We start from the raw sequence: 15,678 nt of genomic DNA on the forward strand, positions 1-15,678 counted from the left end.
GGAGCCGATTGTCACGGTTCCGAAACGGGTGGCCTGCCTCTGCGCGGCAGCGGACCGGCGTCCCGTGGCAGCCGCCCCGCGTCCGCCAGCGCCTTGCGCAGCAGGAACTCGATCTGCGCGTTGGCCGAGCGCAGCTCGTCCCCGGCCCACCGCGAAAGCGCCTCGTACACGGACGGGTCGAGCCGCAGCAGCACCTGCTTGCGCTGCTGCGGCCGTCGCTTCGGAGTCTCCGAGGAGTCCGTCACTGGTAGAGGGTCCCGGTGTTGAGGACCGGCTGCGGGGCCCGGTCCCCGCACAGCACGACCATCAGGTTGGACACCATCGCCGCCTTCCGCTCCTCGTCCAGTTCCACGATGCCCGCCTCCGCGATCCGCGCGAGCGCCGCCTCGACCATGCCGACCGCGCCGTCCACGATGTGCTGCCGGGCGGCCACGACGGCTCCGGCCTGCTGCCGCTGCAGCATCGCCGAGGCGATCTCGGGAGCGTACGCGAGATGCGTGAAGCGCGACTCGACGATCCGCACTCCGGCCGCCTCCACCCGGACCTGCAGTTCGCCGGCGAGCTTCTCGGTGATCTCCTCGGCGTTCCCGCGCAGCGACAGCCCGCCCTCGTCATGGGCGTCGTAGGGGTACTCGATCGCGATGTGCCGCACGGCCGTCTCGGTCTGCGTGGCGACGAACTCGGCGTAGTCGTCCACCTCGAAGACGGCCTGCGCGGTGTCCTGCACGTTCCACACCACGACCGCGGCCAGCTCGATCGGGTTGCCGTAGGCGTCGTTGACCTTCAGGACGGCGGTCTCGTGGTTGCGCACCCGCGTGGAGATCCGGGTCCGCGAGGTGAAGGGGTTCACCCAGCGCAGGCCGTCCTGCCGGATCGTGCCCCGGTAGCGCCCGAAGAGCTGGACGACCCGGGCCTCGCCGGGCGCCACCGTGTTCAGTCCGCGCAGCGAGATGACCGCGGCGAGGAAGACGACGATCCCGGCGACGATGAGTCCGGCCTTGGCGCCGGTGGCGGAGGTGGCCGAGGCGCCGGCGAGCAGCGCGGCGGTGGCGCCGAGCCCGAGGAGTCCGAGCAGCAGGGCGAGTCCGCCGCCGATGCTGTGCGCGGTGAACTCACGCACCCGTGGTGCGGGCATCTGGGGTGCGTCGGCGGTGGTGGCCGGGTCGTGTGCGGACATGGGTGGTCCCCGTTTCTCCTGAGGCCTGCCGCGCAGGCCTAGCTTGCTTCTATCTAACTGATAGCACTTTTACGGCCGGAAGCAACCCCGAAGCAACCCTGTGGCCTCCAGGGCCGTCGGTTCCCTTGGGGCGGGTGCTGATTGTCACGTCCGCAAAAGAGCGGATCGGACGCCCTTTGTCTTATAGGCGAGTGTTAGCTTTCGGAGCTGACCCCGAGACGGAAGCGAGCGTAGGGACCCATGGGACGAGCGGAAGAGAGACGAGCGCGACAGCGCGGTGGCCGCCGCGTGGCGCCCAGACGCCGCCGTTCCGCACCCGAGGCGGCCGTCGCCTCGGCGGGCGCCCCGGCGGGCGGCAAGCCCGCCAAGAGCTTCATACGCCGGCTCTTCACCTGGAAGAAGATCCTCGGCACGTTCTTCGGGCTCTGCCTGCTGGTCATCGCCGCGTTCATCGGGCTCTACATGTACGTGGACATCCCGAAGGGCAATGTGGCCGCCCAACAGCAGAGCAACGTCTACAAGTTCAGCGACGGCACGATGCTGACCCGCAAGGGCGAGGTCAACCGCGAGATCGTGGACCTGTCGAAGGTGCCGCGCAAGGTCCAGCTGACCTTCGTCGCCGCGGAGAACAAGAGCTTCTACCACGACGCAGGCGTCGACTTCAAAGGCACGGCCCGCGGTCTGATCAACACCCTGTCCGGCAAGGGCAAGCAGGGTGGCTCCACGATCACCCAGCAGTACGTCAAGAACTACTACCTCGACCAGGACCAGACCGTCACGCGCAAGCTGAAGGAACTGGTCATCTCGTTGAAGGTGGACCGGGAGAACTCCAAGGACGACATCCTCGCGGGCTACATCAACACCAGCTACTACGGCCGCCACGCCTACGGCATCCAGGCCGCCGCCCAGGCCTACTTCCACACCGACGCCCAGAAACTCACGGTCCAGCAGGGTGCGTACCTCGCCGCGCTGCTCCAGGCACCCAGCCAGTACGACTGGGCCGTCGCCACCGACACCGGCAAGCGCCTGGTCACGGCGCGCTGGAACTACGTCCTCGACAACATGGTCGAGGAGGGCTGGCTGACCAAGTCCAAGCGCGACGCGATGCACTTCCCCAAGATCCTCGAGCCCAAGGGCGTCCCCGGCCTCGGCGGGCAGAAGGGCTATCTGGTCGACCTCGCCAACCGGCAGCTGGAGCAGCAGCTGATGGCGCAGGACGGGCTCACCCCGGCCGAGGCCGAGAAGGCGGTCATCGACAAGGGCTGGACGATCACCCTCAACATCGACCGGAAGAAGCAGGCCGCGCTGGAGAAGTCGGTCAAGTCCCAGCTGACCAGCAACCTCGACCCCAAGAAGCGCAAGGTCGACGGGGACATCCAGCCCGGCGCCGTCTCGGTCGACCCCAAGACGGGCAAAATCGTCGCGCTGTACGGCGGGCAGGACTACTACCACCACTACACCGACAACGCCACCCGCAGGGACTTCCAGCCGGCCTCGACGTTCAAGCCGGTCATCCTGGCCGCGGCGCTGCAGAACAGCGCCACCACGCAGGACGGCACCCCGATCACCGCGAACACGGTCTATGACGGCACCAGCGGCCGCCAGGTCGTCGACCAGGGCCGCAAGGTCGGCTTCGGCCCGCCGAACGAGGACCACAGGAGCTACGGGCCCATCTCCGTCCAGCAGGCGATGAACAACTCCGTCAACTCCGTCTTCGCGCAGATGGGCATGGACGTGGGGATGGACAAGGTGATGGCCACGGCCAAGCAGCTCGGCATGGACACCACGGGCATGCAGGCCGTGCCCGCCCAGACGCTCGGCTCCATGGGCGCCAGCCCCCTGGAGATGGCCGGGATCTACGCCACCTTCGCCAACCACGGCGAGAAGGTCACTCCCTCGATCCTCAAGTCCGCCGAACGGCAGGGCAGTTCGGTGAAGATCCCGGACCCGATCGGCGGCTCGGTGATCAGCCGGACCGCCGCCGACACCGTCACCTCCGTGCTCACCGGCGTGGTCGACGACGGTACGGCGAAGGAGCACGTGGCCGACAACGCGCTGCGCGACGGCCAGCAGGTGGCCGGCAAGACCGGTACCTCCGACGAGAACAAGTCCGCCTGGTTCACCGGCTACACGCCCGACCTGGTCACCTCCGTCGGCCTGTTCGGCGAGGACCCGAAGACCAACGCCCATGTGTCCATGACGGGTGCGACCGGTCCCCTGGTCCGGCCCCCGGGCCGGATCAACGGTGGTGGCTACCCGGCGCAGATCTGGGCCGCGTACACCTTCGGCGTGACGGACAAGGCCACGTTCGACCTGGACACCACGCAGGGCGCCGCCGTCCAGCCGACCTACACGCCGACGACGCCCTCCTCGACGCCGTCCGGCACACCGTCGCACACGCCGTCCAGCAAGCCGTCGACCTCCACGTCGCCGTCCCACACGCCGACGCACTCACCGACGCACTCACCGACCCAGACGCCGACGCAGCCCCCCACACAGTCGCCGACGCAGACGCCGACGGGCGCCGCCACGGACAACCCGCTCGATCCGGGCGGCGGCCAGGACATCGGTCAGGGCATCGGCCAGTAGGAGCACGTCGGCCGGCAGCAGCGCATACGCGAAGGGCGCCCGGGCCTCCCGGGCGCCCTTCGCGTCGTGTATCCAGCGGACCGGCTCAGCTCCGGTTCAGCTCGAACCAGACCACCTTGCCCGTGGACAGCCGGGTCGCGCCCCAGCGCCGGGCCAGCTTGTTGACCAGGTACAGGCCGCGCCCGCCCTCGTCCGTGGCCCGCGCCTGCCGCAGCCGCGGCAGCTGCGGCACATCGTCGCCGACCTCGCAGCGCAGCACATCCGTGCGCAGCAGCCGCAGCGTCACCGGCCGCGACGCGTACCGTACGGCGTTGGTCACGACCTCGCTGACCAGCAGCTCCACCGAGTCCGAGAGGTCCTCCAGGTCCCAGCGGGCGAGCGCGCGCCGGGCCAGCCGGCGGGCCTGGCCGGGGGCCGTCTCCTCAGGCTCCAGCCGCCAGTACGCGACATCGCTCGGCGCGATCCCGTCGAAGCGGGCCGCGAGCAGCGCGATGTCGTCGTCCCGGTCGCCCGGCCCGAGCATGTCCAGCACCTCGTCGCACAGCGCCTCCAGCGGCGGCGGATGATCGGGGCCGGTCAGCTGGGCCGTCGCGGCGAGCTTCTCGCGCAGCTGCTCTATGCCGGTCCACACGTCCCGCAGCCGGGACTCCACCAGGCCGTCGGTGTAGAGGAGCAGCGTGGCCCCGGCGGGCGCGTCCAGCTCGACCGCCTCGAAGTCGACGCCGCCGACCCCGATGGGCGCGCCCGGCGGCACCCGCAGCACCTCGGCCCGGCCGCCCAGGTGCAGCAGCACGGGCGGCGGATGGCCGGCGTTGGCGATGGTGATGCGGTGCGTGACCGGGTCGTAGACCGCGTACAGACAGGTCGCCATGCGGTCGGTGCCCAGGCGCTGCGCCTGCTCGTCGAGGTGGTGCAGCACCTCCTGCGGGGGCAGGTCGAGCCCGGCCAGGGTCTGCGCCGTCGTGCGCAGCTGGCCCATGATCGCCGCCGAGGTCATGGAGTGACCCATGACGTCGCCGACGACCAGCGCGACCCGGCTGCCGGGCAGCGGGATCGCGTCGTACCAGTCGCCGCCGACCCGTGCGGTCTCGGCGGCCGGCAGATAGCGCGAGGCCAGGCGTACACCGGTGGGCCGGGGCAGGGTCTCGGGCAGCATGGTGCGCTGCAGCTCGTCGGCGATGTAGGCCTCCCGGCCGTACAGCACCGCCTTGTCGATGCCGAGCGCGCTGTGCGTGGCCAGCTGGGCCGCCACCAGCAGGTCGTCGGCCTCGAACGCGAGCCGCTCCGGGCGGCGCAGGAACAGCGCCGCGCCGATCACCCGGCGCCGGCCGCGCAGCGGCGCGAGGATGGCGTGCTGCCCGGGTGGCACCACGGACTCGCCGCCCTCGCCGAGCAGTTCGGGCAGCGCGGCACGGGCGGCCGGCGCATCGGCGAACACCGGCCGCACACCGCGCAGCACCTCGTTCAGCGCGCCACCGGGCCGTACCTCGCACAGCTCGGTGGTGAGCGAGGACAGCTCGGCCAGCGGGCTCGGCTCCGGCTCCGGCTCGAAGGCGGGCGGCAGCAGCACCCCCTCGGTGTCCCGCTCCTCAGGAATCCGGTCGGTGCGGCGCAGCCTGAGCACCACGGGTCCGGTGGGCCGCTCGTCGCCGACCGGCAGCGGGTCGCGCAGATAGACCAGGATCGCGTCCGAGAACGTCGGCACGGTCGCCCGGCACAGGCCCATCACGATCTCGTCCAGATCCAGACCGCGCGCGATCCGCCGGGTGGCCGCGCCCACGAATCTCAGCCGGTCGCCGTCGCGCCGCATCGGCGTGGGCCGACCCGGCGGCAGGCCCCGCCCGGTACGGCGGTCCTGACCGCCCGGCGTCCGCTCCTGCTCGGCGCCCGGCTGCGGCGGAATGGCCTCCGGGGCGGGGCGCGGGCGGTGTGCGCCGGGTTCGGTGGCGGCGGGCTGGGAGTGCTCGGGGCCGTTGACTGGGGGCTCCTTCCCCTTGCCGACCGGGGGCTGGTTCCCCTTGCCGTCCTTTCCCTTGCCGGCCGGGGCCGGCGACCCCGTGCCGTCCCTTCCCTTGCCGCAGGGCGTGGCCGTCCCCGGTCCGGACGGCGGGCCCTCGGCCCGCGCCTGCACCGGTAAGGCGGGGGCGCCGGCCGGCTTCGGGGTACGCAAGAGCGCCCCGCGGCCATCCGCGGGGTCGGCGCCCTGGGGGCGCTCGAAGGAGGTGGGCTGCTCCGTCACGCGTGTCGCATCCATCCGTACGGCGCTGCGCGCCGAGCGCGCAGTTGGTCCCGCAGAAGTCCCGATACCCGCAATACGTGCCCCAGGAACGGAATTCCCGCGCGGTCAGAGGTTCCTGTGTCACCGGCATGCCTGGCGCGGCCGGCGGTGGTGGTGCCGTGGTGCCCCTCGCTCACGTGCTGCCGCCCCTCGGTGACGTTCGGTCAAGCCCGGCGCATGCTCCCGGAGTTGCACTTGTGCGCCCTTGCGGAGGACGATCCTACGTTTCGTGCCCGGGGGCGCATCAAGGGTCTCATGAGGACACGTGCGCGGGCGTACGGTCCCAGCCCTCGGGGAGAGAAGGTACCGCCCAGGACGGGTCCGGGCGCCAGTGCGGCCAGCCGTCCGAGAACGGCGGCCCCCAGGCCGCGATCTCCTCGACCGCGTCCCGCCCGGCCGCCCGGACCCGCTCGGCGGTCCGCGCGTCCATCAGCCCGTCCCGCTGGGCCTGCGCGAACTCGTCCTCGTCACGCCAGTGCCAGCTGCGGTCGGGATGGACGGAGATGTCCAGGAAGTGGTCCTCGGAGTCCACCCCACCCGCCCAACGGACCAGCGGCTGTTCGAGGTTGACGTACCAGTTCTTGAACTGCCAGCCCGGATCCCAGAACAGCCACACCGACCAGGGCCGGCCGGGCTGGGCCAGCTTCAGCACACCGGTGCCGAACCAGCGGTCCCGCTGCACCGTGCGCGGCCTGGTGTAGCGGGACTGCAGCGGCTCCAGATGCACCGGTGTGCCGTCGGCCAGGACCGGCTTCATGCATTCGGTGCCGGGAGCCAGCCACACGGCGAGCAGGTCCTCGTCGTCGCGCACCACGGTGACGGGCCGGGCGATGTGGAAGTGCTCGCCGGCGTTCTCCCGGTAGCGCCACAGGATCGGGGTCCCCGGGGCCCAGTGGGTCGCAGCTCCCGCGTCTACGTGTGTCACCGCTCCGTCGTCCGTCATGGACAGATATTAGGTGCCGTAGGCACACGGTGGCTGCGGTGCACATCACGGTTCCGCCGGTGGCCGGAAACGTTCGCTCGCGGTTACGGACGCGTCATCCGCAGGACATCCAGCGCCTCGTCGAGCTGCTCCAGCGTCAGGTCGCCGCGCTCGACGTACCCGCCCTCCAGCACGACCTGACGGATCGTCTTGCGCTGCGCGAGCGACTTCTTGGCGACCTTCGCGGCCTCCTCGTAGCCGATGTACTTGTTCAGCGGGGTGACCACGGACGGGGAGGACTCGGCGTACTCGCGGGCCCGTTCCCGGTCGGCGGTGATGCCGTCGACGGTCCGGTCGGCCAGCAGCCGCGAGACGTTGGCGAGCAGCCGGACGGATTCGAGGACGTTCTTGGCGAGGACCGGGAGCATCACGTTCAGCTCGAAGTTCCCGGCGGCTCCGGCGGTGGCGATGGTGGCGTCGTTGCCGACGACCTGCGCCGCGACCATCAACACGGCCTCGGGGACGACCGGATTGACCTTGCCCGGCATGATCGACGAACCCGGCTGCAGATCCGGCAGCCGGATCTCGGCGAGCCCGGTGCGCGGCCCGGAGGACATCCAGCGCAGATCGTTGGCGATCTTCGTCAGCCCGACCGCGATCGTCCGCAGCTGTCCGCTGGTCTCCACGATCCCGTCCCGGGCGCCCTGCGCCTCGAAGTGGTCGCGGGCCTCGGTGAGCGGCAGCCCGGTGGCGTGGGCCACCTCCCGGATGACGGCGGCGGAGAAGCCGGGCGGGGTGTTGATGCCGGTGCCGACGGCGGTGCCGCCCAGCGGCAGCTCGGCGAGCCGGGGGAGCGAGGCCTGGAGCCGCTCGATGCCGTACCGCACCTGGGCCGCGTACCCGCCGAACTCCTGGCCCAGCGTCACCGGGGTCGCGTCCATCAGGTGTGTCCGCCCCGACTTCACGACATCGGCGAACTCCTCGGACTTGCGGGCCAGGGAGTCGGCGAGGTGCGCGAGGGCCGGGATCAGATCGTGGGTGACGGCGGCGGTGGCGGCGATGTGGATCGAGGACGGGAAGACGTCGTTGGACGACTGCGAGGCGTTGACGTGGTCGTTGGGGTGCACGTCCCGGCCGAGCCGCTCGCTCGCCAGGGTGGCGATGACCTCGTTGGTGTTCATGTTGGAGGAGGTCCCGGAACCGGTCTGGAACACATCCACCGGGAAGTGCTCGTCCCACCTGCCCGCGGCGACCTCCCCGGCCGCCTCCTGGATCGCCTCGGCGACCTCCTTGTCCAGCACCCCGAGTTCGGCGTTCACCTTCGCGGCCGCCCCCTTGATCCGCGCCAGCGCCTCGATGTGCGCCCGCTCCAGCCGCTGCCCGGACACGGGGAAGTTCTCCACGGCACGCTGTGTCTGCGCCCGCCACTTGGCATGGGCCGGGACCCGGACCTCGCCCATCGAGTCGTGCTCGATCCGGTACTGCGGCTCTTCGGTCGTCATCGTCGTACCTCCGAAAAAGGGAGCACATGTCGTCGCATGCGTATTCCCTCTGCGGCTACCCGCCAGTAAATACCCGGGGTAACACCTGCTTCGGGGAGGCGTCATGCCACGCGTCAGATCCAGGATCAGAGGTACGGCCGTCGCTGTCGCGGCGGCCGCCACCGTGTTCGCGGGCCTCACGGCCCCCGCCGCCCACGCGGCCCGGGCCGCCGTCGCGCTGCCGACCGGCCTGGAGCGGATCCGGGCCGCCGAGGCGACCGCCCTCTACGGCGACCCGGCCGAGCGGCCCCTGGCCGACCGCAGGACCGCGCTGATCTCCCTCGGCGACAGCGAGATCTCCGGCGAGGGCGTCGGCACCTACGAGCCCGGCACCGACGGCCCGGACAACTGGTGCCACCGCTCGCCCGACTCCGCCATCCACCGCACCGGCATCCCCGCGGACATCACGTACAACGTCGCCTGTTCGGGCGCCTCCACCGGCAACATCCGGATCGGCGGCAGCAAGCAGTACGCCGACGAACTCGTGCAGAGCGACAGCCTCGCCGTCAAGGCCCGCAACACCCGGATCAAGATGATCGTGCTGGTCGTCGGCGCCAACGACGATCTCCAGTTCGGGCCCGTCATGACCGACTGCGTCACCCGCTACATCACCCTCCAGGGCCCCTGCGGACCCGCGTACGGCCCCGGCTGGCAGACCCGCGTCGACGGCCTGGTCCCGAAGGTGGAGGCGACCGTCACCGACCTGAAGACGGTCATGCGGGACGCCGGCTACGGCGACGACGACTACCGGCTCGTCCTCATGGGCTACCCGAGCCCCATCGGCCCCGACATCCACGACAACCCGAACTTCCCGGGCAAACTCCTCGGCGGCTGCATGGGGTACGACTCCGACGCCGCCTGGGGCCGCGACACCGCCGTCCCGCTCTTCGAACGCGGCATGCGCGAGGCCGCCGAGCGGAGCGGCGCGTACTACCTGGACGACTCCCGCCTCTTCCACGGCCACGAGGTCTGCATGGAGGACACCTGGGCGCGCGGCCTGTACGTCGACCTCACCAACCCCTTCCCGCCCGACTCCAACTCGCTGCGCCAGTCCTTCCACCCCGACTACCGGGGCCACGGCGCCTTCGCCTCCTGCCTCACCCAGTTCTACGACTCCGGCTACCGCGAGGCGGGCTGCGCCGACCCGGCGAGCACCGGCAGCCCCAAGCTGTACCCGGGCGCCTGGGACGACGCCTTCCGGCCGCTGACCGACCAGGCCACCGGGAACTGCCTCGACGCCTCCGGGGGTTCGAGCGCGAACGGCACCGAGGTGATCGGCTGGGACTGCCACGGCGGCCGCAACCAGGGCTGGTGGTACGACCCCGCACAGCGCTCCCTGCACCTGGAGCTGACCCATGACCGGTGCCTGGACGTACCCGGTGGCAGCTACACGGCCGGTACCGGCCTGATCGTCTGGAACTGCCATGGCGGCACGAACCAGCAGTTCGTCCGCCGGTCGGGGACCCTTCGCCCGGCGGCGGCGACGGGGATGTGCCTCACACAGGCGGCGCCCGAGGACCGGATCAGACTGCGCGACTGCGACGGCTCGGCCGCCCAGCGCTTCAGCTGACCGGCGCGAAGCACGAACGGCCCCGCTTCCGGAAGCGTTCCGGAAGCGGGCGACCGCTGTCGGCGGAAGCGGCGGCAGGCCTTTGCTGGGGGAGTGACCGGGTCAACGCAGCACCGCCGGCGGGGAGGCCGGCCCCCGCTCGCCCGCCCCCCGCAGGAACGCCTCGACCGCAGACAGGTCGGTCCGCTCCAGGTCGTCGGTGCGCAAGACGATGCGCAGCTCGGGACAGACGGCGGGATCCTGCCGCAGGCTCTGGGTGAAGGTCTCGACGATCAGCAGCACGAGCTGGGTGCGGTCGAGTTCGACGATGCGGGACAGGCCCGCGCCGATCAGCGGTATCGCCACCGGCTTGAACAGCCCGTGCCGGGCGACCGACGGCCACAGCCGCTCCAGACTCAGTCGCAGGTCGTCCGGGCCGGACCGGGCACGCAGGTCGTTGCCCAGCCGGGAGTAGGCCAGGGCGAAGACACGGCGCCTGCCGACGGGCACCGCCACCACCGTACCGACGGGATAGCGGACGCGCCGACCGCGCCGCTTCGCCCGGACGCTCTCCGTGGCGAGCGGGGTGAACTCCCCGAGCCCGCGCCGCAGTTTGTCGTCCAGGAGCCTGTGCCGGCCCTCGAAGAGCCGGTCGACCAGCTGGCCCTGCACGCTCTCCCGGCTGATCACGACGTCGTCGGCGAACGTGTCGAAGGTGTCGGAGAACCCCACGACCAGATTGGCGTCCTCCTGGTCGAACAGGTCGCCGCGCACCACGGCGACGTCCACGCGCAGCCCGCCCAGCGTGTGGCGCAGCAGCTCACCGCCGTACCGCGCGCGGATCCGGGCGTTCAGGCCCGCGAGGACGGCGGCCGCCTCGGGGTCGTCGGGCCGCTCCAGGACCCGCTGCTCCGCCACCGGCAGGGCGAGGTCGTAGCGGCCGAGCGCGATGTGTCCGTCGATCAGTTCCCGCAGTGCGGTCTCCCGGAGCCGGGTCAGCCGCCGGACCGGTGCGCTCGCGAACTCCTCGCCGTGCACCTCCGGCAGCGGCCGGTCGCGCCAGAGCCGCAGCGCCTCCGCGAGCAGCCGGACGGCCGACGCCGGTGCCGCGCGCAGTGCGTCGCCGACCAGGCGGGTGAACTCGGTGCTGTCCAACTCGGCCTCGGTGAGATCCAGTTGGTAGGTGCTCTGGATGCCGTGTCCGGACGGCAGCTGGCCCGTCCGTATGATCCGGGCGCCGTGCCCCGGCCCGGCGAGGTCGAAGGCGCGCCGCAGCTCCAGGATCCGCTTCTGCACCTCGTTGCGGTTGCGCAGCTCCTGGCGCGGCAGTTCGACGGTCTGCTGCCAGACGTCCCGGTACAGCCGGCGCGCGGTCACGGCCTGGCCCTCGGCGGCGACCAGACGCACCAGCAGACGGGCCGTCAGCGGGGTGAGGCGTACCGGAGCGCCGTTCACGTCCAGTCGGGCGGGGCCCAGGACGCTCACGCGTACGCGAGATATGCGGGTATGCACGCGCTTCGCCCCCTCCGCAGCGTGACTGTGCGTCAGCGTAGCAAGGGACAATGGAGGGAATCATGCGATTGACCGGTCCGCTCCCGCCGTTCCGCTCCGCCCGTCTCCGGCTCCGTCTCCGGCTTCCCGGATCGCGGCGCGGGCGGCGGATGTTCGCGGGCAGTGTGCTGGCGGCCTTCGGGGCCGTGTCGGCCGTCGTGCAGTTCGTCGGGCAGCTGTTCCCCGGCTGTGTGTCCCGTCCCGGACCGGTCCTCGCCGGTTCCGTCGCCCTGTGTCTGGCCTGGGGTCTCGCCCGGACCCGGCCGCAGTCCGCCGTGCGGCAGGAGTTCGGGCGCCCCGGTATGACGGTGGTGGTCGAGGAGGGCGACCTCTTCGACCGGCCCGGCCATCTGGTGGTGGGGTTCACCGACACCTTCGACACCCTGGTGGCCGACGGCGTCGTCATCAACGACGGCAGTGTGCAGGGGCAGTTGCTCGCCCGCCGCTACGCGGGAAACGCCCGGCGGCTGGACGCGGAGCTGGCCGCCGCGCTGGACGGGGTGGCGCCGGTGGCGCGCGAGAGCGAGCGGGACAAACCGCGGGGCAAACGGGACCGGTATCCGATCGGGACCGTCGCCGCCCTCGGCCACCGGCCGCAGCTGGTCTTCGCCGTCGCCTACAGCCGGATGGGCAACGACTGCGTCGCCTCCTCCAGCGTGCACGACCTGTGGTTCGGCCTGGACCGGCTGTGGGACGCCGTGCACCGGCACGCCCAGCTGGAACGGGTCACCATGCCGCTGACCGGCGCGGGGCTCGCCCGGCTGCACGACCTCGACGAGGACAGCCTGCTGCGGCTGATCCTGCTGTCGTTCGTCACGCACTCGTGGGAACGGGCGGTCTGCCGCGAACTGCACGTGGTGGTCCGCCCCGGCGAGCTGGGCCGGATCGACCTGCCGGAGACCGGCGCGTTCCTGGCCGGCCTCGCGGCGGGTGCCCGGCGTCACGTCTGACACCGGGCACCCTTTGGTGCGGTGCGGGCCCGTCCCCCGGCCAGCGGGCCCGTACCGCGGCTCAGCGGGTCGGCGGCACGGCCCGCCCGGTGCGGGCGTACGCCGACAGATGGCGGTACGGCCAGGTCTGGCGCCAGTCGGAGCCGGTGTCGTTGACCCGGCAGCCCGCCAGCTTCAGCCGCTCGACGATCTTGCCCAGCGCGGTCGCCGAGCCGTCGAACCGGATGACGTTCATGCCCCCGATGTCGGAGATCTGGCGCAGCGCGCCGATCTCCACCATGAGCGTGCGCTCCGGGTAGGCCATCAGCAGCATGCCCAGTTCGATCAGCACGTTCGGCCGGGGCTGACCGGTCGGCTCGCTCTCGTACGGCGGCTCGTTCGGCCCCCGCAGGTCCGGATGGAGCTGGACGACGTCGTCCGGGGTGAGCAGGACCAGCGCCGCCTGGGCCTGGGCGGGGGCCCCGGCGATGACCTCGCCGAGGAACGGCGCCGTCTTGCCGGTGGCTCTGACCAGGTCCTCCCACTCCAGGGGGCGCAGATCGAGCAGGCGCAGCAGGTCGAACACCTTCAGCCGCGCCTCCTCGTCCCGGCCGTGGACGACGAAGACGTTGCGGCTGCGGTCCGGGGAGGGACCGGCGGAGCCCTGGACCGGGGCGGCCGGGCGGGCCGCGGCCGGAGGGCCGTCGTAGAAGTTCTGTGTCCCCGAGTTGACGCTGCCGCTGTTGTCCCTCACGAAGTTGTTGTTGTGCCCGTAGTCGTTGCCGGTGCCGCTCATGAGGTTCCCGCCCCCTGGCCGCCGTCGGAGCCGCGATGGAAGTTCTGTGTCCCCGAGTTGACGGTGCCGCTGTTGTTGTTCACGAAGTTGTTGTTGTCCCCGTAGCTGTTGAGGATGTTCGTCTGGCGGGCCTCGTGTTCCGCCAGGTCCACGTTGTGCTCGTACAGGAAGTCACGGACGACCTGCAGCAGTTGCCGCTCGACGATCTGCGTGTACTTGATCGTGTCCGTCTCCTGGAAGAAGACGTGGAAGTCGTCGCTGGTGGCCATCTCCCGGATGCTCGTGAGCGCCCCTCGGTTCACCACCGTGTCCGCGTAGCGGCCGAGGCGGAACTCGCTGGTGTCGGGCGGCTGCAGCACCCGGATCCGGGTCTTGTTCCAGCGCCAGGGCAACAGGCCCGGCAGCACGGCGCGCAGCCGGGCGAGGGCGGGGCGCAGCGCGGCCTCGGGCGTGCTGCGCAGGGTGTGCCAGGCGACCCTGAGCAGCAGCCGGCCGCTCAGGGCGGCGGGCAGCCGGTCCACCAGGTGGAAGCTCGCCTGGATGGGTGCCAGCACGTAGGAGTAGAACTCGGTGTGCAGGGTGTTGCCCTTGAGGTCGAAGCCGACGAACGCCGTCGTGACCAGTTCCTGGTTCCACGAACCCACGCGGACGCACAGATAGGCGCGTTGGGAGCCGTACCGGTCCTCCCAGCCGTCGTCGCGGCTGTCCCGGGTCGGCTCCCACGCCCCGAGACGGGTTGTGACGGCCGTGGTGAACGTGCTCCGCTCGACGGCGAGTCCGTCGATCCGCTCCGACGCGCGTGCCCGGTCGCGCAGGTCCGCGGTCATGCGCTCGGCGACATAGGCGGTGATCTCCGCGGCGGTGAAGGCGATGACCTCCCGCCGCTTCGGCTCCTGGCCGTTCACGACGGCGTCCGGGGGTGTGCCCGGGAAGCGCTGGTGATGCTCGAAGGCGGGGGTCGGCGCCCCGATCAGCAGCTCGGCGGTGGACCAGCGCCGCACCGGCTCGCCCGCGCCCACGAACGGCTTGTAGCCGCCGTAGCGGACCAGGCTGCCGTCCGACATCTGCTCCCGGTCGATCTTGGCCACCAGTTCGGCGGTCAGCAGGGGGTGCTCGGGATAGGAGCCGTCGAACCCGTCCGTCCGGCCCGCCTGGCCGGTACGGCCGCGCAGCCGGGATATCAGCGTCTGCAGGGTGACGACCCGCCGCAGGTACGCGGTGACCCACACCAGCCACAGCGCGGTCAGCCACCCGGCGAACGCGTTCAGGACGCCGGTCCCCACGAGGACGGACGTGACGACGAGGCCCGCACCGAGGACGGCCAGCCGGGCCCGGTGCAGGCGGCGCGCCGCCAGGGCGTGCGCGAGCACGGGAACCGCGTCGTAGCCGTACGACGGTGCCACCACCCTGAACCGGTGGGTCAACAGCTCGCGGATGACGGTGGCCCGGTACAGCGGGTCGAGGTAGGTGCCGGCGCACAGCAGCCGGGTGGCGTTGCTCGTGGCGTCGCCGGACGGGCGTCCCGGCAGCGGCCCGGACGGCTCCGGCGGCGGAGCGGGGAGGGAAAGGATGTCACTCGCCATGTCTTCGTGCTCCGCTCTGCTCAGCCGGCGGGGGTCATCGAGGCGCCGGTGATGACCCCGTCCACGACGGTGTACCGGCCGCTGTACGACTTCTGCGTGCCGTCGTCCTGCGTGGCGACCAGGCTCACCGGGACGGTCGTGCCGTCGGCGGAGCCGATGGTGACGTCGTCCTGCCGGGTCTCGGCGAAGCCGGACACGAAGGACGAGTAGGACGAGTCGAGGTTCTTGCCGCCGAGGTTCCAGGCGGTCCGGAAGTCACGGGTGTTGATGGCCTCGAAGAAGCGCTGGACCGTCGCGCCGGGACCGTCGGTGCTCTCTGTCTGCTCTGTGACGGTCGGGCTCTGCGCGGCTTCCGTGCCGGCCGGGCTCGGGGAGAGGCCGGTGCCGGTGTCGGCGTCGGAGGTGGCGCCGGAGGTGGGCGCGCCGGGCGTCGCGCCGTACGGCGTGGAGAGGTCCGGTGTCACCGGATCCGTGGCGGAGGGCTGGTAGGAGTAGCCGCCCCGGCCGTCCACGGTCGTGCCCGTGGATCCGCCGCTGTCGGAGGCCAGTTGGGGCAGTACGCCGGTGAGCAGGATCAGAAGGAGCGGGACACCGGCGATGATCAGCGCACATGTCCGTTCCTGGCCGGCGGAGGGTAACAAGCCCGGTGGCTTGTAGGTGTGGTTCATGGGTCCTCGCAGCTCCCGGCAGACCGCCGGGTCTCGCTCGTCTCTTCGGTACGAACGGAGCCACCTTGCCCGACAACCACCGGGCATGAGCCGGT

General features: G+C 71.5%; 12 protein-coding genes. 3 read left to right on the forward strand and 9 right to left on the reverse strand.

The window, feature by feature from the left end; translation table 11 throughout:
• Positions 1 to 11: 11 nt before the first annotated feature.
• A complete protein-coding gene (locus AQI95_RS09245) occupies positions 12 to 245 on the reverse strand; it encodes a type II toxin-antitoxin system antitoxin (RefSeq protein ID WP_079071148.1) in 234 nt (77 codons plus the stop codon).
• Positions 242 to 1,177, reverse strand: coding sequence for an SPFH domain-containing protein (locus tag AQI95_RS09250; protein WP_067120145.1), 936 nt, complete (start codon positions 1,175 to 1,177; stop codon positions 242 to 244). The genes AQI95_RS09245 and AQI95_RS09250 overlap by 4 nt, the downstream gene beginning before the upstream one ends.
• 240 nt (positions 1,178 to 1,417) lie before the next feature.
• Here AQI95_RS09250 and AQI95_RS09255 point away from each other — a divergent pair, with 240 nt between their 5' ends.
• Complete coding sequence (locus AQI95_RS09255; RefSeq protein ID WP_067120147.1) at positions 1,418 to 3,766, forward strand: transglycosylase domain-containing protein; 2,349 nt, start codon at positions 1,418 to 1,420, stop codon at positions 3,764 to 3,766.
• Between the two features lie 85 nt (positions 3,767 to 3,851).
• Here the strand turns inward: AQI95_RS09255 and AQI95_RS09260 are convergent, their stop codons facing one another.
• The 3 genes from AQI95_RS09260 to AQI95_RS09270 form a co-directional block, all read right to left on the reverse strand.
• Positions 3,852 to 6,005: a SpoIIE family protein phosphatase gene (locus AQI95_RS09260; RefSeq protein WP_067120149.1), complete on the reverse strand. Its 2,154-nt coding sequence runs from the start codon at positions 6,003 to 6,005 to the stop codon at positions 3,852 to 3,854.
• 292 nt (positions 6,006 to 6,297) lie between these two features.
• Positions 6,298 to 6,987 carry a cytidylyl-2-hydroxypropylphosphonate hydrolase gene (gene fomD / locus AQI95_RS09265; RefSeq protein WP_067120151.1) on the reverse strand — a complete coding sequence of 230 codons (690 nt, stop codon included), beginning with the start codon at positions 6,985 to 6,987 and terminating at the stop codon, positions 6,298 to 6,300.
• Between the two features lie 83 nt (positions 6,988 to 7,070).
• Positions 7,071 to 8,468: a class II fumarate hydratase gene (locus tag AQI95_RS09270; RefSeq protein WP_067120153.1), complete on the reverse strand. Its 1,398-nt coding sequence runs from the start codon at positions 8,466 to 8,468 to the stop codon at positions 7,071 to 7,073.
• Positions 8,469 to 8,571: 103 nt separating this feature from the next.
• Here AQI95_RS09270 and AQI95_RS09275 point away from each other — a divergent pair, with 103 nt between their 5' ends.
• Positions 8,572 to 10,077: a ricin-type beta-trefoil lectin domain protein gene (locus AQI95_RS09275; RefSeq protein WP_067120155.1), complete on the forward strand. Its 1,506-nt coding sequence runs from the start codon at positions 8,572 to 8,574 to the stop codon at positions 10,075 to 10,077.
• 102 nt (positions 10,078 to 10,179) lie between these two features.
• Here the strand turns inward: AQI95_RS09275 and AQI95_RS09280 are convergent, their stop codons facing one another.
• Positions 10,180 to 11,541 carry an AfsR/SARP family transcriptional regulator gene (locus AQI95_RS09280; RefSeq protein WP_244188676.1) on the reverse strand — a complete coding sequence of 454 codons (1,362 nt, stop codon included), beginning with the start codon at positions 11,539 to 11,541 and terminating at the stop codon, positions 10,180 to 10,182.
• Between the two features lie 89 nt (positions 11,542 to 11,630).
• Here AQI95_RS09280 and AQI95_RS09285 point away from each other — a divergent pair, with 89 nt between their 5' ends.
• The gene (locus AQI95_RS09285) at positions 11,631 to 12,557 is read left to right on the forward strand and encodes a macro domain-containing protein (protein ID WP_244188677.1); all 927 of its coding nucleotides are present in this window, start codon (positions 11,631 to 11,633) and stop codon (positions 12,555 to 12,557) included.
• A 61-nt stretch (positions 12,558 to 12,618) separates the two neighbouring features.
• Here AQI95_RS09285 and AQI95_RS09290 read toward each other — a convergent pair whose 3' ends face one another.
• From AQI95_RS09290 to AQI95_RS09300, 3 genes are read right to left on the reverse strand one after another with little or no spacing between them, the layout of a single operon-like run.
• Positions 12,619 to 13,332, reverse strand: a complete 714-nt coding sequence (locus AQI95_RS09290; protein WP_067120159.1) for a TIR domain-containing protein — start codon at positions 13,330 to 13,332, stop codon at positions 12,619 to 12,621.
• Complete coding sequence (locus tag AQI95_RS09295) at positions 13,329 to 14,915, reverse strand: hypothetical protein (protein WP_067120161.1); 1,587 nt, start codon at positions 14,913 to 14,915, stop codon at positions 13,329 to 13,331. Before AQI95_RS09295 ends, AQI95_RS09290 begins: the two co-directional genes overlap by 4 nt.
• Positions 14,916 to 14,935: 20 nt before the next feature.
• A complete protein-coding gene (locus AQI95_RS09300; RefSeq protein ID WP_067120163.1) occupies positions 14,936 to 15,583 on the reverse strand; it encodes a hypothetical protein in 648 nt (215 codons plus the stop codon).
• Positions 15,584 to 15,678 lie beyond the last annotated feature (95 nt).

It is taken from the genome of Streptomyces yokosukanensis, from assembly GCF_001514035.1.
GTDB lineage: Bacteria > Actinomycetota > Actinomycetes > Streptomycetales > Streptomycetaceae > Streptomyces > Streptomyces yokosukanensis.

Coding starts and splice junctions, on each gene's coding strand:
- AQI95_RS09250 (WP_067120145.1), bottom strand. CDS start 1,177: ATGTCCGCACACGACCCGGCCACCACCGCCGACGCACCCCAGATGCCC.
- AQI95_RS09290 (WP_067120159.1), bottom strand. CDS start 13,332: ATGAGCGGCACCGGCAACGACTACGGGCACAACAACAACTTCGTGAGG.
- fomD (WP_067120151.1), bottom strand. CDS start 6,987: ATGACGGACGACGGAGCGGTGACACACGTAGACGCGGGAGCTGCGACC.
- AQI95_RS09255 (WP_067120147.1), top strand. CDS start 1,418: ATGGGACGAGCGGAAGAGAGACGAGCGCGACAGCGCGGTGGCCGCCGC.
- AQI95_RS09285 (WP_244188677.1), top strand. CDS start 11,631: ATGCGATTGACCGGTCCGCTCCCGCCGTTCCGCTCCGCCCGTCTCCGG.
- AQI95_RS09295 (WP_067120161.1), bottom strand. CDS start 14,915: ATGGCGAGTGACATCCTTTCCCTCCCCGCTCCGCCGCCGGAGCCGTCC.
- AQI95_RS09300 (WP_067120163.1), bottom strand. CDS start 15,583: ATGAACCACACCTACAAGCCACCGGGCTTGTTACCCTCCGCCGGCCAG.
- AQI95_RS09275 (WP_067120155.1), top strand. CDS start 8,572: ATGCCACGCGTCAGATCCAGGATCAGAGGTACGGCCGTCGCTGTCGCG.
- AQI95_RS09270 (WP_067120153.1), bottom strand. CDS start 8,468: ATGACGACCGAAGAGCCGCAGTACCGGATCGAGCACGACTCGATGGGC.